Source organism: Actinomycetota bacterium, assembly GCA_040755895.1.
Taxonomy (GTDB): Bacteria; Actinomycetota; Aquicultoria; order Subteraquimicrobiales; family Subteraquimicrobiaceae; genus Subteraquimicrobium.
Window position 1 is genome coordinate 1 of sequence record JBFMAG010000015.1, and the last position, 3,536, is coordinate 3,536.

3 protein-coding genes are annotated in these 3,536 nt (G+C 46.3%); all 3 read right to left on the reverse strand.

All coding sequences use genetic code 11. From position 1 onward, the window contains the following. Positions 1 to 955, reverse strand: a 955-nt coding sequence (gene cimA / locus AB1466_00570) for a citramalate synthase (GenBank protein MEW6188597.1), incomplete at its 3' end; no start/stop codon positions are given. Positions 956 to 1,070: 115 nt separating this feature from the next. Then, entirely contained in the window at positions 1,071 to 1,985 is a 915-nt protein-coding gene (locus tag AB1466_00575) for a branched-chain amino acid transaminase (protein MEW6188598.1), read from the reverse strand. A 236-nt stretch (positions 1,986 to 2,221) separates the two neighbouring features. Beyond that, entirely contained in the window at positions 2,222 to 3,319 is a 1,098-nt protein-coding gene (locus AB1466_00580; protein MEW6188599.1) for a 3-isopropylmalate dehydrogenase, read from the reverse strand. Between the last annotated feature and the right edge of the window lie 217 nt (positions 3,320 to 3,536).

A 3,536-nucleotide genomic window follows, 5' to 3' on the forward strand; every position in this document is an offset into this window, starting at 1 on the left:
GCTCATATGCACCCCTTTGCCTCAAAATGGCGCTGACGTGGACTCCTCCCTTGTGAGCAAAGGCACTCTCTCCCACATAGGGCTGATGAGTATCAGGGGCGATGTTGGCGATCTCGCTTACGTGGTGGGAAACCTCCGTAAGCAAGGAAAGCTTCTCCCGGCTCAAGCAAGGTATCCCAAGCTTGAGAACCAAATTTGGGATAATGGACACGAGATTAGCGTTACCACACCTCTCGCCGTATCCATTGATTGTTCCCTGCACCTGGGTTACACCCTCCTCGATGGCGACGATGGAATTGGCAACGGCGCAATCGGTATCGTTGTGGGCGTGTATTCCCAAAGAAACCCCTATTTTGGTCCTAACATCCCTAATGATTTCCCTTAGTTCGAGGGGTAAAGTACCTCCATTTGTGTCGCACAGGACAATCCAGTCGGCACCGGCATCCTCCGCAGCTTTTAGGGTCTTCATGGCATAATCTTCATTATTTCTGTATCCATCGAAGAAATGCTCGGCGTCATAGATGACCTCAAAACCACGATTCTTCAAGAATGAAACGGAATCGAAGATCATCTTGAGATTCTCCTCAAGCGTGGTGACTAAAGCTCTGGTCACATGGACATCCCAACTTTTCCCGAAAATGCACACCGCAGGTGTACCCGCTTTGATCAGAGCCTTAAGATTTTGATCTTCCTTGGGAGGGGTATTTTTACGCCTAGTGCTGCCAAAGGAAACAATCCTTGCATTTCTGATGGGATAATCCTTAATCCTCATGAAAAATTCAATATCCTTTGGGTTCGAACCAGGCCATCCACCTTCGATATAATGGATACCAAGCTCATCCAGCTTTTGAGCGATTTTCAATTTATCGTCAACCGTGAAGGATAAGCCTTCTCTCTGAGCTCCATCCCTCAAGGTTGTATCATATAATTTTACCTCAACCATGGATTTTGCCATTTTAATCACAACACTTTTAGGCTGTAAGCTGCAGGATTAAGAATTAAGCGCCTGATAGCTCCATCCTCTTCCTTATTTTAATCTTAAGCTTAATCCTGAATCCTGAATCCTGTAATTAAACGAATTCCAGCCAATGCATGTATTTTTCTTCCTCACCTCGTACTATAGCATAGAATTTCTCCTGTAACTTTCTTGTTATCGGTCCGGGTTCGCCGATGAAGCGCTTATCTATCTCCCTAATGGGAGTGATTTCCGCCGCCGTTCCCGTACAGAAAACTTCATCGGCGAGGAATAAATCGCTTCTGACCAAATCTCTCTCAATCACCTGATAACCCATATCCATGGCGATCTTCATCACCGTATCCCTGGTAATTCCCTCCAATATGCTGGATGCCGTGGAGGGTGTATATATAATACCATCTTTTATCACGAAGATATTCTCACCAGATCCCTCAGAGACAAAGCCCCTTGAATCCAGCAGAATCGCTTCATCGTATCCACCAAAGATGGCTTCAATTTTTGCGAGGATGGAATTGATGTACTGCCCCGTTGCCTTCGCCACGGGGGGAAGGGAATTCGGATCTATGCGATGAAAGGAGGAGATCATGGCTCTAATGCCATGCTTTATTCCCTCTTCACCGAGATACGCTCCCCAAGGCCAGACTGCGATGGCTACATCGACGGGTGCTTGGAGAGGATTGAGACCCATCTCCCCATAGCCTCGAAAGGCTATGGGACGAATGTAACAGCTTTTGAGATTGTTGACGCGAATGGTTTCCCTTGTGGCCCTAACGAGTTCTTCCACACCGTAGGGCAGTTCCATGAGGTAGATTCTCGCTGAACGTTCTAGCCTTTTCATGTGGTCGGTGAGGCGAAAGATGGCGGTACCTTTATTGGTTTTATAGGCACGAATCCCCTCAAATACCCCAGAGCCATAATGGAGAGCGTGGGTTAAAACATGAACCTTGGCATCATCCCAATCGACCAACCTGCCATTCATCCATATTTTTTCCACCTTTTGTATGGGCATAATATCCCCCCTTTGCAAGTCGGGAGTTAGTAGTTAGGAGTCAGGAGTTAAAAATCGTTAAAATCATGAAACTACTCACTAACTACCAACTACTTTGCTGTGCTATTTAAAAAGTTCACCGTTCACCATTCACCGTAGTTATATCGAGATTAAGCTCATATTTTTGGGACAGGTATCCTAGAGAATATAAGTGTTACCAATGTGCATAAAACATTACATCCTATCAACCTATCAACCTATCCACCTTCGGTTATGAATTGGGCGACCATATCGCCCACTTCCGTGGTTGTGCAACCCATTTTACCAGCTGCAAGACCCTTGATCTTCTCACTGGTCACCTTGATGATCGCCTTCTCAACGAGCTTTGCAGCCTTCTTCTCTCCCAAAAAATCCAGCATTAATTGCGCAGCTGAGATTGCTGCCAATGGATTAATCACATTTTTCCCAGCATATTTAGGAGCAGATCCTCCAATCGGTTCAAACATCGAGATTCCCTCGGGATTTATATTGGCTCCGGCAGCGATGCCCATGCCCCCTTGAATGATGGCTCCCAAATCGGTGATGATATCCCCGAACATGTTATCGGTGACGATGACATCAAACCACTCGGGATTCTTGACCATCCACATGCAGATTGCATCAACATGGGCATAATCCTTGGTTATATCGGGGTATTCCCTCCCAACCTCGTCGAAGGTTCGTTGCCATAGATCGTGGGCATAGGTTAGAACATTGGTTTTTCCACAGAGGGTAACCTTCTTAGCTTTATCCCGTTTTCTGCAGAATTCAAAGGCATATCTGATGCATCTTTCCACGCCCTTCCGGGTGTTGATGCTCTCTTGGATGGCCACTTCATCTGGTGTTCCCTTCCTCAGAAATCCACCTGCTCCCACGTATAGTCCCTCGGTATTTTCTCTGACCACTACGAAATCTATATCCTCGGGTCCCTTCCCCTTTATTGGCGTCTCCACTCCCGGGTAGAGCTTTACAGGTCTTAGATTTATGTATTGATCGAGGGCGAATCTTATCTTCAACAAAATGCCACGCTCAAGAATACCGGGCTTCACCTGGGGATGTCCTATTGCCCCCAGATATATAGCGTTCAGTTTTTTGAATTCTTCGATTGCAGAGTCTGGGATTGTTTCCCCGGTGCGTAAGTATTTCTCCCCTCCAAAGTCGTATTCCACGAACTCGCATTGAAACCCCGTAACCTGGCTGACCGACCTCAAAACCTTTAAGCCCTCCCGGATAACCTCCGGTCCGGTACCATCGCCGGGAATGACACCTATCTTATATACTCGTTCGTTGTTCGTTGTTCGTCGTTCGTTAGACATACTTTCACCTTTAATCTTAAACTTAGAACCTACATGTATTAATCGCAGACATTGGTTACACTCTTACATGGTTCACCGTTCACCCTAGTTTGCTGGTTTGTTAGTTGGCTGGTTTGCTCACTTGCTTGTTTGTTGGTTTGCTTGTTTGTTGGTTTGCTCATTGATTCTTACCAACCAGCAAACTAGCCAACGAGCCAACCGAAGCTAAGCAGCTAGC